Origin of the sequence: Streptomyces sp. NPDC004266, from assembly GCF_042874095.1 — a bacterium.
GTDB lineage: Bacteria > Actinomycetota > Actinomycetes > Streptomycetales > Streptomycetaceae > Streptomyces.
This window is the reverse complement of the sequence record NZ_JBIAMM010000006.1, coordinates 435,101-451,731: the sequence shown is the minus strand read 5'-3', so window position 1 is coordinate 451,731 and position 16,631 is coordinate 435,101. Positions and strand designations below refer to the sequence as shown.

The 16,631-nt window shown below is 69.7% G+C and carries 6 protein-coding genes; 4 read left to right on the top strand and 2 right to left on the bottom strand.

Translation table 11 applies throughout. The annotated features are described in order from the left end of the window. Nucleotides 1–143 precede the first annotated feature (143 nt). Nucleotides 144–839, bottom strand: a complete 696-nt coding sequence (locus ACFYUZ_RS18035) for a hypothetical protein (RefSeq protein WP_389310247.1) — start codon at nt 837–839, stop codon at nt 144–146. A 629-nt stretch (nt 840–1,468) separates the two neighbouring features. Between ACFYUZ_RS18035 and ACFYUZ_RS18030 the strand changes: the two genes are divergently transcribed. Then, nucleotides 1,469–7,282 (top strand): AAA domain-containing protein, encoded by a 5,814-nt coding sequence (locus ACFYUZ_RS18030; RefSeq protein WP_389310245.1) that lies wholly within the window; start codon nt 1,469–1,471, stop codon nt 7,280–7,282. Nucleotides 7,283–7,362: 80 nt separating this feature from the next. Here ACFYUZ_RS18030 and ACFYUZ_RS18025 read toward each other — a convergent pair whose 3' ends face one another. Then, nucleotides 7,363–9,534: a UvrD-helicase domain-containing protein gene (locus ACFYUZ_RS18025; RefSeq protein ID WP_389310243.1), complete on the bottom strand. Its 2,172-nt coding sequence runs from the start codon at nt 9,532–9,534 to the stop codon at nt 7,363–7,365. A gap of 176 nt (nt 9,535–9,710) precedes the next feature. Between ACFYUZ_RS18025 and drmA the strand changes: the two genes are divergently transcribed. From drmA to drmC, 3 genes are read left to right on the top strand one after another with little or no spacing between them, the layout of a single operon-like run. Next, nucleotides 9,711–13,535, top strand: coding sequence for a DISARM system helicase DrmA (gene drmA / locus ACFYUZ_RS18020; RefSeq protein ID WP_389310241.1), 3,825 nt, complete (start codon nt 9,711–9,713; stop codon nt 13,533–13,535). Beyond that, nucleotides 13,532–15,427 (top strand): DrmB family protein, encoded by a 1,896-nt coding sequence (gene drmB, locus ACFYUZ_RS18015; protein WP_389310239.1) that lies wholly within the window; start codon nt 13,532–13,534, stop codon nt 15,425–15,427. The genes drmA and drmB overlap by 4 nt, the downstream gene beginning before the upstream one ends. Further along, complete coding sequence (gene drmC, locus ACFYUZ_RS18010; RefSeq protein WP_389310237.1) at nt 15,424–16,203, top strand: DISARM system phospholipase D-like protein DrmC; 780 nt, start codon at nt 15,424–15,426, stop codon at nt 16,201–16,203. The genes drmB and drmC overlap by 4 nt, the downstream gene beginning before the upstream one ends. Nucleotides 16,204–16,631: the final 428 nt, after the last annotated feature.

The window sequence follows — 16,631 nt, the reverse complement described above, 5'->3', positions numbered from 1 at the left end:
CCGGCGACCTGCGGCACAGGGGCGGTTGTCCGTTGAAACTATGCCTTCTCGGATGGCACTGTGCGCCGCTGTCCGGGGAGAACGGTTCGAGATGCGTGACACTGGCCCTTCGCGGAGTGGCACAGCGTCGTCGTGGAGCCGGATCAAGCCACCGAGCCGGGGTCGAGGGGCGTCTCGTCCACGCCGTCATCGCCGGCCCAGCTCGACGGGGGCTCCCCGAAGATCTTCCGTGCGGACTTGATCGTCAGGCGTCCGAATATGTGGTTGCCGCCGGCGCCGAGCGCGGCACCGATGCCCAATGGCACCTGCTTGCTCAGCACCAGGACCCCCTGCTTGGTCCCGTACTTGGTGATGAACCGCGGCCCCAGGATCTTGTTGGCCTTGTTGATCGCGCTCATCGGGATCGCGCTGACGATCCGCTTTGCCCAATAGGGGCCGGAGCGCCCGACGACTTTGTCCAGGGCGCTCACCGCTCCGTCGCCGAGGAGGACGGTCAGGACCAGGAGCTTGCGCCGCTCGAGGTCCTCGGGATGCATGCCGTGGACCTCGGCCAGCGACAGCGTGTAGAGCACGGATGCCTCGGTGAAGAGCATGATGTCGGCCAGGGCCGTGGGGATTCCGGCGCCGGGCACGATTCCCGCCGCGCCGGATGCTCCCCCGGACGCGGTGACGCCGGCGAGGTAGTAGCGGTCCAGCCGACGGACCAGCTCCGGGGGAGTGTCATCGGGGTGGACCCGCCGCAGGCGCTCGACGTTCTTCCTCGCCAGTGGCTGCTGGGCGACCAACGCCTTGTCGAGAACCTGCTGAATCGGGTTCTTGGCGTCATCGGCCTTGCTCATCGGGATTCTGGTCCTTTCGGATCGGGAGCGCATCAAGCGCATCGGGGGCGATATACAGCCAAGTTCAGAGCCAGGCATGACGGAGCGGATAGATGCGGCGATCTTTGGACGGGAGGATCGTTCTGCGTCACTGGTGCGGCAGTCGGGTCGCTCTGCCGCCAACCGGGGCGCCGTACACCTCACTTGCGCGTGCGCGCCACTGTGCTCCCTCTTCGGCACGAGGTCGAGGCACAGCCTGGCGTGCGTCGTGAACTAAGTCAACAGTGAGATGGAGGGTGAGCGTCGGACTGGAAGTGTTCGGGGGTCGGTGCGGTCGATCCGTGGTGCCGGTGACAACCGGCCGACGGGGGTGTGCAGGGATGTCGATGGAGCGGAATGGCATCCCATGTTTGCTGATACGCTCGCCATGTGTGCTCAGTTCACACTCGAGTTCTTGCGCCGGGGGGCGCCGCGTGACCGGACTCGTGGTGGTCGGGGCGGGATGACCGGTCGGGCCACCGGATGGTCCTCGGAAGTAGTGGTGGGGTGGGCGTGTGAGTCAGGGTGAGCGCGGGCTGAGCGGAGAACCGCAGCCGATCGGTTCTGTCTACCAGTACGACGACGGCCTGTACGTGCGAGTGGATGACGTCGTGCCCTACGCACTGACGGACGTCGAGAGCAGCCATGGTCACCGACAGGGTGACGACCTGGTGCGGTGCACCCTCTTCGTGAGCAACGGCACCGGGCGTCCGCTGGACCTCGACGGCGTCACCCTGCTGGTGCGGGGAGGGCCGCACGGCAAGACGGCCCGGCAGGTGCAGGACCACCACAGTGACGTGCTCGACGGCGAACTCGAGGGCACCTTGCGCGCGGGACGCAGGGTCTCCGTGACGTGGGCCTACAGCATTCCGGCCGACTCCGCCGATGACCTGGACATCGAGGTCCGCTTTCCGGGGAGCGACCGGGGAAGCGTCACGTTCGGCACGGCGCCGGCGGCCGTCGCGGAGACCGACGAGGGTCCCGCACCGGTGCTGTACGACCAGTCCCTGCTGTTCGGTGAGCAGCAGCAGTCGTTGTTCGCGGAGTCGGACGACGACCCCGAACCCGCGGCCACGGCGCCCTCGGATGTCGCCGGAGCGAAGCGCGCGATCGTACCGGCCGCGCCCGACGTCGCCCCGGTCCGGTCGACCGGCCCCGGACGCCGACCCGTCCCGTCAGTGGCCACGGAGACCTCCGCCGGCGACCTGGACGCCGCTCGCGTCCGACAGATCTTCCGGTTCCTCGCCGAGGCCGAGGAGTCGAAGACGCGTCCCGTGCGGACGCTCGACGGGGCGGCCGGCACCGTGTGGTTCGACGAGCTGCCGGACGACGACGGCGTCGAGGTGATGATCGACGGCGCTCTCGCCGGAGAGGACCCGGCCTGGCTGACCGTCGCACGACCCGAACGCGAGGACGCGCCGCACCCGAAGGCCCTGCTCGCCCCCTGGGTGGACGAGACCCGGATCCGTGACTTCAGGGAGCCCCGCGCCCCACACCTGCGCCGGCGCATCGAACCCGACTTCCCCGACTGGTCCCGAGGCATCCCGCTCGACAAGACCTACCACGAGCTGGACGAACACCCCCAGCGGGAGAAGATCGAGAAGCTGTACGCCGCCTGGGAACAGGAATGGCTCGCCTGGGCGGAACGACGCCGCGCGATCGACCCCATGGTCAGGCTGTACGACCGGCTGCACAAGATGCACGAGGACGCCGCGGGCCTCGGCGAGGCGTACGAACTCGTGCTCGGCCTCGGCCGGCTCACCTGGCAGACGACCACCGGGCAGAGGGTGGAACGGCACCTCCTCACGCACCGCGCCACCCTCCAGCTCGACCCGTCCACCGGCATGCTCACCGCCGCCCCCGACCCCACCGGCACGGGCCTGGAGCTCGAGGAGGGCATGCTGGAAGGGGCCCAGCACGTGCCGGGCACGGTGCGCGAGGCGATCGTCGAAGCGCTGGAAGGCGCCTCCGACGTGACCGACCCCGAGCACCTCGACGCCGTGCACACCGCCCTGCGAAGCTGGGTGAACGCCGCGCACAGCGCGGGAAGTTACGCGTCGACCGTCGAGCGCGCCAGGCCGCGCAGCCTCGATGTCCCCCAGGTGGGGCTCACCCCCGCACTCGTCCTGCGCGAGCGCAGCCGCCGTTCCACCATGGACGCCCTCAAGGCCATCGCCCGGCAGGTCGACGCGGGCACCCCGCCCACCGCACTGCTCGGTTACATCGCGGGCCGGGACGGCGCGCTGACCGCGGCGGACCTCGCGGCGGCGGAGGACGGCGGAACGGCGCAGGACGGCGACGAGATGTACTTCGCGCTGCCCGCCAACGAGGAGCAGCGCACGATCGCCGAACGCCTGCGCGCCAACCGGCTCGTCGTCGTCCAGGGGCCGCCCGGCACCGGCAAGACGCACACCATCGCCAACCTGGTCACCGACCTGCTGGCGCAGGGCAAGAGGGTCCTCATCACCAGCCACACCCCGCGCGCCCTGCGCGTACTGCGGGACAAGCTGCCGGAGTCCATCCGCGACCTGTGCGTGAGCCGCACCGAGGACGGCGCGGCCGCCCAGCGGGAGCTGGAAGCGTCCGTGCAGCGGATCCTCGGCGAGTACGCGGGCTACGACGAGAAGGCCTCCCGCAAGGGAATCCGTGCCCTCCAGACGCGCCTCGCCCAGGCCCGTGACGCTCAGCAGGCCATGCTGCGCGACCTCGCCGCACTGCGCGAACAGGAGACCCACCGCTTCGAGGCGGAGATCGGCGACTACAGCGGCAGCCTGCAGGAGATCGCCGAGCGCCTCACCGCGGAGGCGGGGCGGTACGACTGGCTGGGCCCGGTCCCGCAGGAGCAGCCCACCCTGAGCGCCGACGAGACCCTGCGCCTGCTGCACACCACCCGTGCCTACACCCCGCACCACCAGGCCCTGGCGGCCGAGGTCCCCGGCCCTCACGAACTGCCGGGCCCCGGTGACTTCGAGGAAGCCGTGGGCATCGTGCGGTCGGCCGAGGAAGCACACGCAGAGGCGCGCCGGGACCCGATGTGCGCGGAGTACGACACGGCCGTGAGAAGCCTCGGAGAGGGGGAACAGCAGCGGCTGTCCTCGGCGCTCGACGCCTTCTCCGCCGCCCGCGCTCGTGCTGCGGCTCTCGCCGCCGCGGCTGGTGACTGGGCCACGACGCTCCTGAAGCAGGTGACCGAGGGACAGGACTGGCAGGCACGCAGCCGGCAGGCCGCCGTCACCGAAACCCTGGCGGCCGTCGACGCCTCGCTCGCCACCCTGGGCACGGCCATGGTCAGCGGCCTGGAGCAGTACGACCCGGCCACGGCACTCGCCCAGGTCACCGCACTGCACGACGGACTCGGGCAGGGACAGAAGCTGCGCGGCCCCCTCGGCATCCGCTCCAAGTTGGCGAAGACGGTCGGCGCGTTCGTGGAAGCCGTACGGGTCGACGGTCGGGCGCCGGAGGACGTCTCGACATCGGCCGTCGTCCTCGCCCGCGTCCAGCTGGAACTGCGCCTGGCCCAGGTGGAGTCCGAGTGGGGCGTACCCGTCGCCGCCTGGCAGGGACACGGACCGCGCCTCGCACGGCTGAGGCAGGACGCGGAAGTGCTGGACGCACTGCTCGCCGTCGTCGCCGCCCGCACCGACGTCCTGACCGCCGCGGCCACCTCCCCGGCCCTCGCGGTCGCCACCTGGCACGAGGCGGCCGTCGAGAACGCCGTACGCACCCTCCTGAGGGCGGCGACCACCCTGCGCGCGGCCGAACGGTCGCGCAAGGTCATCGAGCACAGCGAGGACCTGCTGCGCGTCTGGGGCGACCGGCCGGGTGTGTCGCCCGCCGTCGTGCGCGCACTCGGTACCGTCCGCGACCGTGACCCCGTCGGCTACCGCACGTTCAGCGAAGAGATGGCCGAGGTGCGCGAGGCCGCTCGACTGCGAGCCGAGCAGGCCGGGGCCCTGGAGCGTGTTCGCGAGGCGTTCCCGGCCCTCGCGGACCGCATCGCCGGTACGGCCGAGGACAGCGCCTGGGACGACAGGCTGCCCTCGCTCGCCGAGGCCTGGGCCTGGTCCGCGTGGCGCGACCGCATGGAGCGGCTGACCGACCCCGAGGCCGAGCGCGCCCTGCGCCGACGACTGACGGAGGCCGACGACGAGGCCCGCATCATGCTCGCGCGGCTCGCTGCCGCTCGCGCCTGGCACCGCTGCCTCGGCCTGCTCACCGGCGACCAGTCCCGGGCACTCAGCGCCTATCAGCAGGCGGCACGGCGCATCAAGGGCAAGTACCAGCACCGCTACCGGCGCGACGCACAGGCCGCCTTGCGCAAGGCGCAGACGGCGGTGCCGGCCTGGATCATGCCCCTGCACCAGGTCGCCGAGACCGTCCCCATGGACCGGCCGGGTCTGTTCGACGTCGTCATCGTCGACGAGGCCAGTCAGTCGGGCCTGGAGGCCATGCTGTTGAGCTGGCTCGCCGACCGGATGGTCGTCGTCGGCGACAGCAAGCAGGTCAGTCCGTCCAACGTCGGCCTCAAGCAGGACGAGTACTTCCACCTCAGGGATCGTCTGCTCACCGCGCTGGAACCGGACGTCCGCAGCCTGTTCGGCCCCGAGTCCAGCTTCTTCGACCTCACGGAAGCGCTCTCGGCTGGCCGCGGCACACTCATGCTCAAGGAGCACTTCCGGTGCATGCCGGAGATCATCTCCTTCTCCAACGAGCTCTGCTACAACCGTGATCTGCTGCCCCTGCGGCAGTACGGCGCCGACCGACTGCCCCCGGTCCGCACGGTGTACGTCGAGACGGGCGAAGCCATCGGCTCCAACACCCGGCTGACCAACACCGCCGAGGCCGAGGCCCTCGTCGACGCGATCGTGCGCTGCTGCGCCGACCCCGCCTACGAGGGGAAGACCATGGGCGTCATCAGCCTCCGCGCGAGCAAGGGGCACCTGACGGAGCTGGAGAACCTGATCGCCGAGCGCCTCGACTACGAGCAGCGCGAGGAGAGGCGCATCCGGGTGGGCGACGCCGAGGACTTCCAGGGCGACGAGCGGCACGTCATGTTCATCTCGTTCGTCAACTCGGCGACGACGGCCGCCGGAGCGGTCCCGGGCGGCTTCAACGGCAAGACCTACGAGCAGCGCATCAACGTGGCGGCCTCACGCGCCCAGGACCAGGTGTGGGTGTTCCACAGCGCGCGGGCCGAACAGTTCCACGAGAACGACCTGCGCCGGCGGTGGCTCGATCAACTCACCCGTCCCGCGGAGGAGGACGTCGTCGCGGTCGAGGGCGAGGTTCTGCCCGACGTCCGGCACGAAGCGTTCGACAGCCTGTTCCAGCAGAAGGTGTACTTGGAACTGACGGCACGGGGCCACCGGGTCCGGCCGGGATACAAGGTGGGTCGTCACACGCTCGACCTCGTCGTGGAGGGCGGAACGCGTCGCCTCGCGGTCGCCTGCGACGGTGACGCCTTCGCCGAGGGGGAGGACGCCTCCACCGCGGCCGCAAGACAGCGCGACCTGGAACGCGTCGATTGGACGTTCGTCCGGATCCGGGGCAGTCGCTTCCACCTCGACCGGGAGCAGGCACTGGCCCCGCTGTGGGCCGAGCTGGAACGGCTGGGCATCGAACCGGTCGGGCGGGAGCCGGAAGGCTACGGTGCCACCGACGGCCCCGCGCCCGACGAGGCCGAGGCGACCGGTGACGCGGCGACCGACAGGGTGGCGGTGACCCGCGATGACACAGCTGAGGCCGATGAGGCCGTCCAGGCGGGGCGTGCGGCAGGGGCCGGTGATACCCCTGCCGGTAACGGCCTGCCGGCAGAGCGGTCAGGAGCGTCGAACCACGAGGGCGGTGGCCGGGACGACATGCGAGCGCAAATGTCGACGCGGAGCGCGGCCGCCCTGGGGGCGGTGTCCGCCGAACCGTCCGAGAACGAGGCGCGGACGGAGACTCCCCCCTCGAGCGCACCAGGCCTCCTGCCGGTCCGGGAGATCCCTGCCGGAGCCTTCCAGCGGTTGGTGCGCGAGATGCAGCAGTTGCAGACGGCGGTCGACGCTCCCTTCGAGACCCCCGAGAAAGCGGACGCGGCACAGTTGGTCTTCCTCAGGAGGACCCAGGAAGAGCAGCGCGACCGGCGCACCAAGCGCCTCGTCTTCCTGCGGACGTTCCTCGACGCCGTCGCCGTCGGGCGGCAAGGGGCCGTTCCAGACGTCGTGGTTCCGGGTGTACTGCTTCGCCTGGAGTTCGACGGCCAGGTGGACGAGGACACCCTCTACACGATCGCCGAACTGCCCACCGAAGAGGCGGACATCGTCTCCCCCTCCTCCCCACTCGGTCACGCGCTGACCTGGCAGCCGACAGGACGCGCGATCTCGTACGACACGTCCCAGGGCAAGAAGCGCACGGTGGTCGTGCGGGAGATCCGCGCCTGATCGCGGCCACGGAACGGTGAGAAGGGAGCCCTGTCCCACGGACCTGTCTTTCGGTCCGTGGGACAGGGGCCCGGTGGGGTTCAGCCGGCGACCGGGTCCAGCATGGGGCTCCGTTCACCACTCCAGGAGATCGCCAGCGCGTCGCGCGCCCGCGTACAGGCCACGAAGAGCAGGCAGTGCTCGGCCAGAAGATCCGATCGGTGCTGCACGGCGTCCTCGTCGGCCGGTGTCACTTGCGGAGCGAACGGCAACGCGTTGGCCGTCACGCCGACGATGGCCACACAGCGGAACTCCAGCCCCTTCATGGCGTGCATGGTCGCCACACGCACACCGGAGACCGCCGGTCCCGGGTCGTCCTTGACCGCGACGGCGGGCACACCCTCACGACGCAGACGGGCGATGACGGCATCGACCAATGTGTTGAACCGGGCGCACACGGCCACCTCGGACGGTTTCACGCCGTCCTGGTCGACCCACGTGCGGACCTGGTCCACCAGCGCGCGCAGTTCGTCGTCCTGGCTGGCATGGCCGCGAGCCACCGGTACGCGACCGTGCAGCTCGGAACGGTAACCCCGCAGCGAGTCCTGGCCACCGTCGTCCTCGTCGTCCTCACCGAGCCGGCCCACCGGCTGGCCGTCCAGGAGGGACGCCGACCAGCGCAGGATCTCCTCCGTGCTGCGGTAGTTGAGACGCAGCCGGGAGGTGCGTCCGCGCACGTTGACACCCAGGGACCGCAGCGAGACCCGGGAGTCGTAGATGCGCTGATGGGGATCACCGACGAGGAACAGGTCGTCGGCCTGCTCGGCCACGCAGGCACGCAGCACCCGCCACTGGGCCGGGTGCAGGTCCTGTGCCTCGTCCACCACGACGTGGCGGTAGCGCGGTCCCTGCTCGGCCAGGATCCGGGCGGCCTGGTCGCACACCATGGTGTACGTCGCGGAGTCACGCGAAGCCAAGTCCCCCTTGAACCTCTCCATGACCCGCCACAGCCGGGCCCGTTGCACCCGCCCCACCTGCGTGCCGCGCCCCCTGCGCACACATCTCAGGTACTCCTCCGGCGTCCGCAGCGCCTGCGCCAGCACGACGTTGCGGAACTCCTGGGACAGGAAGCGCTCCGACCAGGGAAGGTCCTCGCGCGCGGCGGCACGGGTCCACGCGGTCTTCTCCGCTGCCGCCGACAGCGGCTTCGGCGAACCGCCCCGGGCTTCCCGGACGACCCGGGCGGCCAGCGAGTCCACCGTCGTGACGTCGACACGGTCGAGCAGATGCGCGTCGGCGTCGCCGAGCAGGAGAGCCAGGCTGTCCCGCAGGGTGGCCGCCATGGCGTTGGTGAAGGTGGTGAGCAGGATCCGGTCGCCCTCGCGTCCGGGGCGCAGCAGGTGCCGCACCCGGTGCAGGGCGACGACCGTCTTGCCCGTGCCGGGGCCGCCCGTGACCTGGGCCGGCCCGTTGAAGCCCGGGTGGTAGGCGTACCGGCGCTGGGAGGGGTGCAGGAAGACGCGCCAGCGAACGAAGTCCTCGCTGAGGATGCGCTCCAGCTCGCCGGGGCCGGTGACCTCCACGATGCGGTTGGGCGTGTTGAGGATCGCCTCGCTGAGTGTGACGGCCGGCCGCTCCTCCGCCGTGCGCACCGTCTGCCCGCGCGGGGCGATCAGCTGTTCCCAGACGTCTTGGGGCGAACAGCCCGCCGCCAGGTACTCCAGCACCTCGTACTGATCGGCAGGCATCATGGGAGGTGCCATGACCGTCAGGTCATCGGCGGTGACGCACACCCGTGCCAGCCGCAGCACCTGCTCGTCGACGCCGAGGTCACGCAGCACGGTGTCGGAGTGGTGCGCGAAGAGCCGGGCCGGGGTCTGGACCGCCTTCGTCTCGAAGTAGGTCTCCATCTGCTCGAGGGCCTCGACATTGCGCACCTCCAGGCCTCCGGTGGCACCGTTGACCGAATAGGCACGCTTGCAGGCCCAGTTGATCGCCTCGTCGTGGGGCGCCACCCTGAGCAGAGTGAACAACTCGCTGCCGTCGTCCGGGGCGAGGAGAACACCCCGATAGAACTTGGTGACCCGGATCGTACGGATCCGGGGGTCGCGCGCCCGCTCGAGCTTCTCCAGATGCAGTCCCTTGCTGGCGTGGAGCTGAGGCACGGTCAGGCTCCGGAACATCTGGATCGTGTCGTTGACTTCCTTCTGGACAGGTCTCTGCAGGGAGATCAGGTCCGCGACGAAGTCGTCGGAGAGGGCGAGGCGGGGCATGGGAGTCCTCGGGTCGCGGGCGGACGGGCAGGCACCAGCCTAGAGACTGACGGGACGGTAAGCGACGGTCCGCTGCAATCGTTGTGTGAACTGAGTCAACGGGGATATATTTCTCGTGCTGTCGTACCCCGGTACTCACCCGTGCTCCAACGGCTCTGTCCGAAAGGACCTACCGCATGCCGGCCCAGCCTGCCCAGGCCGCTGTTCCCCATCCGCTCGACGAGATTCCCCAGACGTTCCGCGCCGGGGATTCCTACGCGGTGCGCGACGCGCTCGTGCACTACGTCCGCCGCGATCTGCTGGGCCCCTGGGACGGTGAGGAGGAAACGCTGCCGAGTGCCTCCTCCGGTCCTCGTGACAGGTACCTGGTCGGCATGCTCGGCCCGCGACCCCAGACCGTCACCGCGGAACGGATCGCCCGTGCGGCCGCCCAGGGCGCGGACGGGGTGTCGGGCGACGAGCAGGAAGGCGACGACAGCGACCTGCAGGACCGGTTGAGTCCTCAGGCCGCCGGACACATCTGGGCGTCCTCCATGGGCCTGTCCTTCAGCGTTCCGGCATCCGTCGGCACACTCAGCGCAGCCGTCCGCTGGGGTCGCTACACCCAGTCGGACGAGGCCACCGAGCGGGGGACGACGCGCAGGGCCTGGTCACGTGAGCCGGTCGAGCGCCTGGTGGACATCGACGTGACCGACGGGGCCGACCACACCGTGCAACTCGACGGCGACGCCGTCGTCCTCGACGTGCAGGTACGCCGGCACACCGGCCGCACCGGCGTCGAGGACCTGCGCATAGTCGAGCTGGCCCTGGTGAACCGGCAGCCGGACAGCGCGGACGCACGCGACGCACACTGGCTCTTCCAGACCGAGATCGACGTCACCGCATTTCCCGACGACCAGGCGGCCGTCTTCCTGCCGGTCGACGACCCCCTCGCCCCCGCGAGCCATGACAGCGTGCCCGAGGACGCCGAGGAGCGGCGACTGCGCCTGCTCTATCGGGACAGCCTCAGCCACGCCAAGGGCCGCAACGTCGCCGTTCACGCGCACGTCCGCGACGGAGAGCGCAACGCGCACCGCCTGACCACCGTCTGGCTTCCCGAGTACGACGTCAGGGCGACCACCGCGCCGGCACTCGAGGAACAGGACCTCCTCCGGGGGCTGGAACTGGGCATGGACGAACTGGCGGCACTCGCCGTGCCCGACCGTCGGGCCGAGCTCAGCGCCGCCCTCGCCCCGCTGGCCGACGGATACGGCACATGGCTGGAGCAGCAGCGCCGTCGTGCCGCCACACTCCCCGCGGACCTTCGAGAAGCGGCCGAGACCGCGATCGAGCAGGCGCTCGAGATCTGCGACCGCATCACCCTCGGCATCGACCGCCTCGTGGCCGACGAGACGGCCCTGCTGGCCTTCCGGTTTGCCAACCGGGCGATGGCCCTGCAACGCCGCAACACGGCCATCGCGGCCGCTCGCGCCGGCCGCGAGAACGACTCCAGGTCCTACCAGGAGGCCTACGACGAGGTGCACGCCAAGGGCAAGGCGGCAGCCAGCTGGCGTCCGTTCCAGCTCGCCTTCGTCCTGCTGAACACCGACTCCCTCACCCAGCCGGGGCACCCGCACCGTGGTACCGGCCGTGAAGCCCTCGTCGATCTGCTGTTCTTCCCGACCGGTGGTGGCAAGACCGAGGCGTATCTCGGACTGGCCGCCTACACCTTCGCGCTGCGGCGCCTCCAGGGCACCATGGGCTCGGGCACGGAAGCCCGGAGCGGTGAGGCGGGCGTGGGCGTTCTCATGCGCTACACCCTGCGGCTGCTGACCGCTCAGCAGTTCCAGCGCGCCGCCGCCCTGGTGAGTGCCTGCGAGGTCCTGCGCCGCGAGGAGTTCGCGCGTGACCGACGCTGGGGATCCACCCCATTCCGCATCGGGCTCTGGGTGGGCACCTCCGTCTCACCGAACTGGTTCGAGGAGGCCAAGGAACAGATCGCCGAGGCCAAGGAGAACGCCAGCGACAAGCACGCCCGCGTCCTGCAGGTCCTCACCTGTCCCTGGTGCGGCAGCGGGCTGACCGCCCGCTCGAACATGGAGTACGACGAAGGCCGCCGTAGGGTCCTGTTGTACTGCCCGCGCGGCGAGGGGAAGGAACGCTGTCCCTTCTCGCGCCGTGAAGCGCTCGGCGAGGGCATCCCCGTCCTCACCGTCGACGAGGAGATCTACCGGCTGGCCCCCTCGCTGCTGATCGCCACGGTCGACAAGTTCGCCCAGCTTCCGTGGAACGGCTACTCGGGCCTGTTGTTCGGCAGGGTCACCGAGCTGTGCCCCCGCCACGGTTACCGCCACGACGACCTGGACGCCAAGACCGGCTGCGGTGGCCGCCACAACGCCAGGGGCGACCTGCCCGCCGTCACGGCCCAGCCGGTCACCCGCCTGCGACCTCCGGACCTGATCATCCAGGACGAGCTTCACCTGATCTCCGGAGCCCTCGGCACCACCGTGGGCCTCTTCGAGGCGGCCGTCGACCAGTTGTGCACGTGGAACTTCACCGACGCTCACGGGGCACATCACGAAGTCGGCCCCAAGATCGTCGCCTCCACCGCCACCACCAAGCGGGCCGCCGACCAGGTGCTCGGTGTCTTCGGCCGAAAGGTCGCCGTCTTCCCTCCCCAGGTGCTCGACGTCGGTGACACCTTCTTCTCCCGCCAGGTGGAACTGAGCCGGGAGAATCCCGGCCGCCGCTACCTCGGCGTATGTGCGCACGGCACCCGCCTCAAGGCCGCCGAGATCCGCGTCGCGGAGATCCTGCTGCTCGCGGCGCAGCAGCTCTTCGACGACTACGGCAGGCCAGCAGACCCGTACATGACCCTTGTCGGCTACTTCAACGCGACCCGTGAACTCGCCGGCATGCGGCGGTACATGGACGACGACATCACCACCCGTGTGCGATCCAACGGCAGTCGCAGGGGCCAGGAGACGCTGTCGGACCGCATCGTCAGCAGAGCGGGGATGCTCAGCATCCAGGAACTCACCTCCCGCATCTCCTCTTCGGACATCGGCGCGGCCCTGAAGCGGCTGGAGATCGAATTCGACCCGGAGCGGGACACCTCGGTGCGAAGGCGGGCCTTCCTCCGCGAATACGCCGCCGCCATGAACGAGAAGCGCGAACCCCGTGCATCCATGACGCCGTCCGTCCGACAAGCTGTCGACGTCGTCCTCGCGACCTCCATGCTGCAGGTCGGTGTCGACGTCTCCCGTTTCGGCCTGATGCTCGTCGTGGGCCAGCCCAAGAACACCGCCGAGTACATCCAGGCGTCCTCGCGAGTCGGCCGCGACGCCGCCCGTCCGGGCCTGGTGGTCACCCTCTACAACTGGTCGCGCCCCCGCGACCTCGCCCACTACGAGGACTTCGAGCACTACCACGCGACGTTCTACCGCCAGGTGGAAGCGCTGTCCGTCACCCCGTACACGCGCCGCGCGCTCGACCGCGGTGTCGCCGCCACCTACGTCGCCGCGCTGCGCCACGCGACCTACGACTCCTCCCGCAACCTCGACGCACACCACGTCGACCTCGACGGACCGCTCGCCCAGGACGTCGAACGGCGGCTTCTCGAGCGCGCCGAGCGAGTGGGAGGCGATCGACCCAGGCAGTACCTGAGTGAACGTCTGGACCGGCTCAAGGACGAATGGCGCCGCAAACGTGACGAGAGCAGCTCGGCCCTCGGCTACCGCAAGGAGAAGCACAAGACGACCGTCGTGAACGGTCTGTTGCGCCGGGCGGACGGATCCCGATGGACCGAACTGACCGTCGGTATGTCGATGCGCGAGACGGAGAACGAGATCAACCTGCTCCTTCCCGGCGGCGGCGCCTTCCTGGAAGAGCCGTCGGGGGGTGGCCCCGACTGGACGTTCGGCGCTTCCGGGGCCGACACCGAGCCGGACACGGCGGGCACCGTGGACAGCGACGAATACGGGCCCGTCACGGCCGACACGGTCAGGAAGGCACAACGATGAGCAGTCACGCCAGCAACCGCAGGGTCGGCGCCGTACGACCCAGCCACCTCATGTTCACCGCCGGAGTCGGCGCCCTCGTCGACCTGCCCAACTTCTCCGTCCTGATCCGGGGAATCGACTCCTGGAGTCATTCCGGCGTCACCGACTACGACATCGACGAGCCCCGGCTGCGCGCCGCCGTCAACCGGTCGCTCCAACGCTATGGACGCGGCCAGGTCGAGCAGCTGCGTTCCGCCCCCTGGCTGGAAGGTGCCGACACGGATCCGAAGGGCTGGGCGGCACAGGGAGTCGGAGTGCCCGTCACGCCGTTCCCGCAGTGGCTGCGCTGCGCCGCGTGCAATGTGCTGGCCGCGATCGACTCCGGCGAGTTCGCCTTCGTCAACGCCAACCCTCGGACCCCGCACGAGGCGAAGTTCGTCCACGACTGCAAGCGGGGCAAGCCGCTGGCCGTGGCCGCCCGTTTCACCCTCGTGTGCACCGCCGGCCACCTCGACGAGTTCCCGTACACCGCGTACGTGCACCATGGGCAGGGCTGCGGCAAGACGCCGCGCCCGAAGCTGCGCATGAAGGACCACGGAGGCAACCAGGCAGCCAACGTCACCATCGAATGCGTCGCCTGCGGCGTGAAGCGCAACATCCGGGAGGCCATGGGCGAACGTGGCCGGCGCAACCTGCCCCGGTGCCGGGGACGGCATCCGCATCTCGACACCTACGAGACGAACGGCTGCGACCGGGAACCGGTCCTGATGGTGGCGGGCGCGTCCAATCAGTGGTTCCCGCTCACTCTCAGCGCCCTGGCACTGCCCAAGGCTCAGGGCGGGGACATCGACAAGCTCCTGGACGATCACTGGCCGGACCTCGAACTGATAGAGGACCGAGGGCAGTTCGACTTCATGGCGCGCATGCCCAAGTTCACCTTCCTCAAAGAGTTCGACGCCGACTCGGTGGTCGCGGCGATCACGGCCCGCAAGCAGGGAACCACCGGGCCGGCCCCCTCAGCCCCTGACGTCCAGGCCGACCTCTTCGGACCCGAATGGGACGCACTCTCCGGTCCCGTTCCCACTCCCAGCGACGATTTCGCACTCCGGCAGATTCCCGTGCCGGCCCGTCTGAGTGAGTTCTTCGCCGACATCAGGCAGGTCGAGCGGCTGCGTGAGGCGCGGGCGCTGATCGGGTTCACCCGACTCGACGCCCCGGACCCCGAATCACCGGAGATCGCCACGCGCGTCGAGCTGTCCCGCGGGGTCCGGAACTGGGTACCGGCCAGTGAGGTGCGCGGCGAGGGCATCTTCCTGCGCCTGCAGGACGGTTTGATGGCCGAGTGGACCGCTCGTATGGACAAGTCACCGCAGATGGAGGCGCACAGAGAGGCGTACGCACGGTTCCGCGCCAACCGGAAGTCGGACCGCAAGACCAGTGACTTCGACCCCTACTACGGTTGGCCCGGGGCGCGGTACATCGCTCTGCACACGCTTTCCCACCTGCTGATCCGTACCATCGCGCTGGAATGCGGCTACAACTCCGCCTCCCTCGCCGAGCGGATCTACGCGGGGGACGAGCAGAACCCCAGAACGGGCATCCTCATCTACACCGCCGTCCCGGACTCTGAGGGCACCTTGGGAGGTCTGGTGTCCCTGGCCGAGGAGCGGGAGTTCGACCGGATCGTGCGTCGGGCCCTGACCGACGCACGTCACTGCTCCGCCGATCCGCTGTGCGCCGAACGCCTGCCGCACGACCCGGCCGACTTCCTGCACGGGGCGGCATGTCATGTCTGTCTATTCGTCTCGGAAACCACATGCGAACGGGGCAACCGGTTCCTGGACCGCCGGTTCCTCGTTCCACTGGCCGGGGACCAGGATCCGGTGATGACCCCGGCCGGCCTGCTGCCGTGAGCCGACCGGCTTTCGAAGGCGCTGCCGAGGCTGCCGTGGAGGCCCTCGGCCTCTCACGCAGCAAGGACCTCGCCGGCCTGCTGGCCCAGGGGCGTACCAGGGAGAGAGTACTGACCGAACTGGCGACACCCGGGGTCAGCGAGGCTGCCGCAAGGCTGTACGACGCCATGCAGGCGGAGGCGGTGCCCGCCTCCGAGGCGGCGGCGTACATACGGGGCTATGTCGCCGCCCGGCAGCAGACCAGGGACGCGGTTCAGGTGCGCACCGTGTGGAGCGGCCCTTCGACACCGGGCGTACCGGTGCGTGCCACGGCCCAGGTGCTGGTCGAGGTCATCAACGAGGCGCAGCACGAACTGCTGGCGATGACGTACGCGGCTCGTCCGTATCCCGCCCTGACGAAGGCCCTCACAGAAGCTGCGGGCAGGGGCGTACAGATGCACGTCGTGGTCGAGACCCTGGCTGGCGCCGGCGGTCTGCTCTCGGGAAGGGAACCGGCCGAAGCATTCGCATCCGTGCCCGGCCTACTGCTGTGGGTCTGGGCACGGGACCCGGCTGATCGGGGCCGCTCACGTCAGCACGCCAAGCTGGCGGTCGCCGACCGTCGCACCCTCTTGCTCGGCAGTGCCAACCTGACCGAGTCCGGCGCTCGGCGCAACATGGAGGCGGGTGTGCTGGTGACCGGGGGCGAAGCACCGCGTCGCGTGGCAGAACACATCAGAGAACTGCAGCGCCGGGGCATACTCAGGCCTTTCTCCGCGAATCAAGCTCTCGGCTGACCATGGAACCCTGCTCCTGGCCCGGCCGAAAGCTTCTCGAAGCAGGGTGTAAAACCACTGCGGGCATCGGTCGGCCATTGTCGAAGCAGGTAAAGGCACGGATTCCCGACCGGGAGGAGGGAATCCGGTACCGCACTCATCGGACGGTGGGGATTCTGCTCTCCACCATCACCATGTACGGGGACGACGAGAACCGCGCTCACACCTTCCGGCTTCCCGACAACTCGGACGAGCTCGCGAGGTCAACGAGAGCCCGAGACTTCCTGCCAGCGGTTCGGCGAGACGTCCGATCTCTTCTGGCCCCGAAGGTGTGGATGGTTCTTGCGTACCTCGATCGACGTTCAGCAGAGGATGTGACACATGGTGAACGGCTCCGAGCACCCCGAGTTCTGTATTGAGCCGGGTTTTCCGCATTCAGGACATGCGGT